General features: G+C 69.6%; 6 protein-coding genes. 3 read left to right on the top strand and 3 right to left on the bottom strand.

Going from position 1 to position 5,801, the window contains the following annotated elements:
- Nucleotides 1–378: 378 nt before the first annotated feature.
- Complete coding sequence (locus tag F9K34_RS16485) at nucleotides 379–891, top strand: nucleoside deaminase (protein ID WP_291338208.1); 513 nt, start codon at nucleotides 379–381, stop codon at nucleotides 889–891.
- A gap of 115 nt (nucleotides 892–1,006) precedes the next feature.
- On the opposite strand, the gene dapA is transcribed toward F9K34_RS16485, so the two are convergent.
- Nucleotides 1,007–1,882: a 4-hydroxy-tetrahydrodipicolinate synthase gene (gene dapA, locus F9K34_RS16490; RefSeq protein WP_291338209.1), complete on the bottom strand. Its 876-nt coding sequence runs from the start codon at nucleotides 1,880–1,882 to the stop codon at nucleotides 1,007–1,009.
- 144 nt (nucleotides 1,883–2,026) lie between these two features.
- On the opposite strand from dapA, the gene F9K34_RS16495 reads away from it, so the two are divergent.
- Complete coding sequence (locus F9K34_RS16495) at nucleotides 2,027–3,973, top strand: transglycosylase SLT domain-containing protein (protein ID WP_291338210.1); 1,947 nt, start codon at nucleotides 2,027–2,029, stop codon at nucleotides 3,971–3,973.
- A 73-nt stretch (nucleotides 3,974–4,046) separates the two neighbouring features.
- Nucleotides 4,047–4,652, top strand: coding sequence for a pyridoxamine 5'-phosphate oxidase family protein (locus F9K34_RS16500; RefSeq protein ID WP_291338211.1), 606 nt, complete (start codon nucleotides 4,047–4,049; stop codon nucleotides 4,650–4,652).
- An 18-nt stretch (nucleotides 4,653–4,670) separates the two neighbouring features.
- Here F9K34_RS16500 and F9K34_RS16505 read toward each other — a convergent pair whose 3' ends face one another.
- Complete coding sequence (locus tag F9K34_RS16505; RefSeq protein ID WP_291338212.1) at nucleotides 4,671–5,564, bottom strand: DMT family transporter; 894 nt, start codon at nucleotides 5,562–5,564, stop codon at nucleotides 4,671–4,673.
- A partial coding sequence (locus F9K34_RS16510; protein WP_291338213.1) for an MnmC family methyltransferase occupies nucleotides 5,561–5,801 on the bottom strand: 241 nt, incomplete at its 5' end. The genes F9K34_RS16505 and F9K34_RS16510, both read right to left, overlap by 4 nt.

A 5,801-nucleotide genomic window follows, 5' to 3' on the forward strand; every position in this document is an offset into this window, starting at 1 on the left:
GCCCACGGCGGCGATCCGCCCGCCGGCCACCGCCACCGCCTCGGCCCGCGGCCGGGCCGGGTCCATCGTCAGGACGCGTGCGTTCGTCAGGATCATCTCGGGGGTCATGGGGCGCTCCGTGCCGGGTTTGATCAAATGGCTAGCGCGGCGCGGGGGGTGTTGAACAGCCCCGATGTGAGACATTGACGTTGTCGGATCCGGCGGAGGGACCGGTTGCGGCAGCACGGCGGCACAACGAGGCCGAAATGCTGCGCCCCGGGCGTTCCTGCAACCGCGTTCAAGGCCCCCGCGATTGCCGGGAGAGATGGGGGAAGGCGCGAATCCCGGTCCCGTGATTGCGCCCGGGTCGTGGAAAAACGGAATCGAGGCGCAGGGCCTTTGCGTGTAGACTTCCAGGCGGCACTTCCCGAGGAGACGGCCATTAGGCGTGATACCGCATATCTGCGTCTCGCCGCAGAGATCGCCACCGAGAGCCGGGGCTCCGGCAATCACCCCTTCGGGGCTCTTCTCGTCGGGCCCGAGGGTGATGTGCTGATGTCGTCGGGCAACACCTATGCGCGGGACCGCGGTGTTGGCCACGCAGAGGCAAACGTGTGTCGCGCGGCCGCGCAGCGATACCACCCGGCCTTTCTCGCGCGCTGCACCCTGGTAACCTCGGTCGAGCCGTGCTGCATGTGCGCCGGGGCCTGTTACTGGGCTGGAATCGGCACCGTGGTCTACGGACTGAGCGAAAGGCGGCTGGCCGAGCTGACCGGCGACAACCCCGAGAACCTGACGCTCGATCTGAACTGTCGCCAGGTCTTCGCCGCGGGCAGGCGTCCCGTGGCGGTCCGTGGGCCGTTTCCTGAGCTCGAAGAAGAGATCATGAACGGCCACCGGGACTTCTGGTGACGGAACCGACCGTGGCGGCACTGGCGTCGATGAAGAGCGTCCGCGCGAGGGGGCGCGTCTCTATCGCCATCCATGCCGCAAACCGGGCGGTGAGGCGACCTGCCGGGAAAGCGCCCTAGTTGATCAGCCCGGCATGGCGCATGGCGGCGTCGATCCTTGCCTTCGTCTCGGGCAGGAGCGTCGTCAGGGGCGAGCGCACTTCCTCGGCGCAGAGGCCAAGCTGCGAGAGGCCGTATTTGGCGCCGGCGAGTCCCGGCTCGATGAAGATCGCCTCATGGAGCGGCATCAGCCGGTCCTGGTAGGCAAGCGCCTTCGCGTAGTCGCCGGCCAGCGTCGCCTCCTGGAATTCGGCGCAGAGCCTGGGCGCCACGTTCGCGGTGACCGAGATGCAGCCCACCCCGCCGTGCGCGTTGAAGCCGAGCGCGGTCGCGTCCTCGCCCGAAAGCTGGATGAAGTCGCGCCCGCAGGATGCGCGCTGCTGGCTCACCCGCTCGATCTTGCCGGTGGCGTCCTTGACGCCGACGATGCGGGGAAGCCTCGCCAGTTCGCCCATCGTCTCCGGGGTCATGTCGATCACCGAGCGCGGCGGGATGTTGTAGATGATGATGGGAAGGTTGCAGGCATCGTGCATCGCCTTGAAATGGGCGATGAGACCACGCTGCGTGGGCTTGTTGTAATAGGGCGTGACGACGAGGGCAGCATCGGCGCCCGCCTTCTCGGCATGCTGGATGAGGGCGATGCCCTCCGCCGTGTTGTTCGAGCCTGCGCCGGCGATCACAGGCACCCGGCCGGCGGCCGCCTTCACCACTTCCTCGATCACGCGGCCATGTTCCTCGTGCGAAAGGGTCGGGCTTTCGCCGGTGGTGCCGACGGGAACAAGGCCGTGGGTGCCCTCGGCGATATGCCAGTCCACGAGTTTCTTGAGCGCGTCGAGATCCAGTGCGCCGTTCCTGAACGGCGTGACGAGGGCGACGAAGGACCCTTTGAACATGACACGCTCCCTGCGGTTCTGGGCGAGACTCGCCCGCTGAAATCGCGCGGAACCTATAGGGCGGCGCGACCCTTGCCAAGTTTGTGTGTTGCGGCGGGCGGCGCGGGCGCTATCTTTTGGAAAAACACCGAGGCAGAGCGAAAGATGACCCCGAAGACCCTGCGCGCGGCGCCCCTTGCGCTGGCGCTTCTTGTGTTCCTCAGTCCCCCGGCCCGTGCGGACGACCCTGCCGCCTTTCGTGCCGCGCTTGCGGCCGCCGAGGCGAAGGACTGGCCCGACGCGGTGGCGAAGTCGCGGGCGGCCGGCTCGCTCGCCGCCGCGGTGATCGACTGGCAGCGGCTCAGGGACGGCAAGGGTGGGTTCGACGAATACCTGGCCTTCGTCGACCGGCATCCCGACTGGCCGGGGCTGAAACTCCTGCGCGAGCAGGGCGAGCGGGTCATCGCCGAGGACATCTCTGCCGCCACGGTCATCGCCTGGTTCACCAAGGCGCGCCCGCAGACCGGCACCGGCAGCCTCGCGCTGATTGCCGCGCTGCGGTCCGCGGGACAGGAGGCGGCCGCCAAGGAGGAGGCGGTGCGCGCCTGGCGGACGCTGGCCATGACCAAGGTCGAGCACGAGCTGTTCCTCGCACGGCATGGCGACTGGCTGAAGGATCACCATGACGGCCGCATCGCCGCCATGCTGCGCGACGGCAACAGCGCCGACGTGAAGCGGATGCTGCCGCTCGCCAGCCCCTATACCCGGGCGGTCGCGGAGGCGCGGGTGGCGCTGCAGACCGATGCCGAGGGGATCGACGCGCTCCTTGCGGCGCTGCCCGAGAAGGCGGTCAATTCCGGCGGGCTCGCCTATGACCGCTTCCGCTGGCGCATCCGCAAGGACCTCTACGACAGCGCCGACGCCCTCCTTCTCGAACGGTCGCAGAGCGCCGAGGCGCTGGGCGATCCGGGGCAATGGGCCGACTGGCGCAGGAGGCTGGCCCGGAAGGAGATGCGCGAGGGCGATGCCGGGCGCGCCTACAAGATGGCGGCCTGGCACCATCTGCGGTCGGGAGAGGACTACGCCGACCTCGAATGGCTCGCCGGCTACATCGCGCTCAGGAAGCTCGGCGATGCCGGGACGGCGCTGCAGCACTTCGACCGCTTCGCGAAGGCCGTGAACGGGCCGATCAGCCTCGCCCGCGCGCATTACTGGCGCGGACGCGCCTTCGAGGCGCTGGGCCGCGAGGCCGACGCCGCCGTCGCCTACGCGGAGGGCGCGCGCTATCCGACTGCCTTCTACGGCCTCCTCTCGGCCGAGAAGGTCGGCCTGCCGCTCTCGCCCGCGATGGCGGGAGGGGAGAGCTACCCCGACTGGCGCGCGATGCCCTTCGCCCGAAGCAGCGTCTTCCTCGCCGCGCGCGAGATCATGGCCGCGGGCGACGAGGCGCTTGCCGCGCGGTTCCTGCTGCATCTCGGCGAGGGTCTTTCGGGCTACGAGATCGGCGCTCTCGCCGGCATGGCGATGGAGGCGAAGGAACCCTACGTCGCGCTCTCGCTCGCCAAGGCGGCGGCGGACAAGGGGGTGGTCTGGCCCTCCGCCTATTTTCCGGTGCCGGCGCTTTCCGGGCTCGACCTGCCGGTTAGGCCCGAGCTCGCGCTCTCGATCGCGCGGAGGGAGAGCGAGTTCAACGCGTCCGTCGTGTCGCATGCGGGCGCGCGCGGGCTGATGCAGGTCATGCCGGGCACCGCGAAGATGATGGCGCAGAAGATCGGCGTCGCCTACGAGCCGGGAAAGCTCACCACCGACTGGCAGTACAACGCGCGCCTTGGCGCGGCCTATCTCGACGAGCTGGTGGCGGAGTTCGGGACGTCGCCGCTTCTGGTCGCGGCAGGCTACAACGCCGGGCCCGGCCGGTCGCGGCAATGGATCCGCGAGCTGGGCGACCCCAGGGCCGAGGGCGTGGACCCGGTGGACTGGATCGAGGCGATCCCCTTCCGTGAGACGCAGACCTACGTGATGCGCGTCGCCGAAAGCCTGCCCGTCTACCGCGCGCGGCTGGCCGGCCAGACCGGACCGCTGCGTTTCACCGAGGAGCTGAAGGGGCGGTGATCGGGCCAGCGCCCACTACGCCGGATGCCCAGGACGTGCTATGGTTCCCTTGGCATCAGGGAGTGTCGCGGCGATGGCAAGCCTGCTCTTTCACGACGGAAACCGTGAGTTGCAGGACCAGTTCGGAAGCCGCGGGATCGCGGACCGCCTCGAGCAGGTGACGCTGCGGCGGGAGTTCAGCGCCGAGGATCGCGCGTTCATCGAGGCGGCCGCGTTCTTCTTCCTGGCAACGGCGGATGCCGGGGGGCGGCCCGACTGTTCCTTCAAGGGCGGCGCGCCCGGTTTCGTCCGCGTCACCGCGTCCGACGAGATCGCCTTCCCGGACTACGATGGCAATGGCATGTTCAAGAGCCTCGGCAACATCCGGGCCAACCCCGAGGTCGGCCTCCTCTTCATCGCCATGGGCGAAAGGCCGCGCCGGCTGCGGGTGAACGGCACCGCGACCCTTGCGCGCGACGACGCCGATCTTGGCGCCTTCTTCGGTGCGCAGCTTCTGGTGCGGGTCAGGGCGCGGGCGATCTTCCCGAACTGTCCGCGCTACATCCCCGGACCGGACGGACCCTCGATCTACATCCCCCGCGCCGGTACGCCGCCGGTGGAGCCGGCATGGAAAAGCTTCGACGCGTTCCGTGACGCCGTGCCGCCGCGCGCGAAACTGCCGGGCGACGGCGACGCCTGACCCGCCCGGCAGCAGACGTCAGGGGCCACCCGCCACCGCGCCCCGCCCCGTCTTGCGGGCCCGCCACAGGGTGAAGAGGCCCGAGGCGACGACGATCGCGGCGCCGAGGGCCACGTTGGGCTCCAGCCGGTCGCCGAAGACGGTGATGCCGAGCGTGGCGGCGAAGGGCAGCAGGAGGTAGGCAAAGGGTTGCAGCGCGCTCGCCTCCGCCACCTCCAGCGCGCGGATCATCAGCCAGTGGCCGAGCACGGCCGTGCAGCACAGGACGGCCATCAGGGCCTGGTCGAAGGCGGACATCGGTTCCCAGTGGAACAGGCCGACGGCGGTCATCAGGACGGCGCCGCCGATCCCGGTCCAGAAGAAGCTGACCATCGCGCTGTCGCCGCGCGCGACGTAGCGGGTCAGGAGCCCGTAGAGCGCGAACATGAAGGCACCGAGGAGGGGCACGAGGGCAGCGGGCGAGAAGACCCGCAAGCCGGGCTGGAGGATGACGAGGACGCCGACGAACCCGACGCCGATCGCGCTCCAGCGCCGCCAGCCGACACGTTCGCCGAGCACCGGCCCGGACAGGGCGGCGACGAGCAGCGGATAGCAGACGAAGACGGCGTGGGTTTCGACCAGCCCGAGGAGGGTGAAGGCCGTGACCATGACGACGATTTCGGCCGCGAGGAGGACGCCGCGGGTGACCTGCAGCAAGGGAAAGCGCGGCCTGAGCGCGGCCGTGATCCCGCCGGGCAGCCGGCGCGCGGCCAGGGCGAGGACGAAGAGCGCGAAGAACCAGTAGCGGATCATCACCACCATGTAGACATTGTAGGTGTCGGCCAGATGGCGCGAGATTCCGTCCTGCATCGCGAAGACGAAGGTCGAGAGCGTCATCAGTATCGCGCCGAAGCGGAAGTTCTGGTCCGTCATGTCCCGTCCTTGAGGGTGCCGCGGCTCATGTGGCGCTTGGCGCCGAAGCCGGCCCCCCGCTCTACCTGAAAGCCCGCCGAAGCCAAGGCCCTGCGGACATGGCCCGCCGCGGTGTAGGTCGCGAGGCTGCCGCCGGGCGCGGTGTGGCGGGCGACCTCGGCCATGAGCGCGTCGCTCCAGAGTTCGGGATTCTTCGCGGGCGAGAAGCCGTCGAGGAACCAGGCGTCGGCCCGGCCC

Origin of the sequence: Albidovulum sp. (genome assembly GCF_008933605.1) — a bacterium.
Taxonomy (GTDB): domain Bacteria; phylum Pseudomonadota; class Alphaproteobacteria; order Rhodobacterales; family Rhodobacteraceae; genus Albidovulum.

Bases quoted from the DNA above. Each gene is read 5' to 3' on its own strand.
- F9K34_RS16495 (WP_291338210.1), top strand. From the start codon at position 2,027: ATGACCCCGAAGACCCTGCGCGCGGCGCCCCTTGCGCTGGCGCTTCTT.
- F9K34_RS16500 (WP_291338211.1), top strand. From the start codon at position 4,047: ATGGCAAGCCTGCTCTTTCACGACGGAAACCGTGAGTTGCAGGACCAG.
- F9K34_RS16505 (WP_291338212.1), bottom strand. From the start codon at position 5,564: ATGACGGACCAGAACTTCCGCTTCGGCGCGATACTGATGACGCTCTCG.
- dapA (WP_291338209.1), bottom strand. From the start codon at position 1,882: ATGTTCAAAGGGTCCTTCGTCGCCCTCGTCACGCCGTTCAGGAACGGC.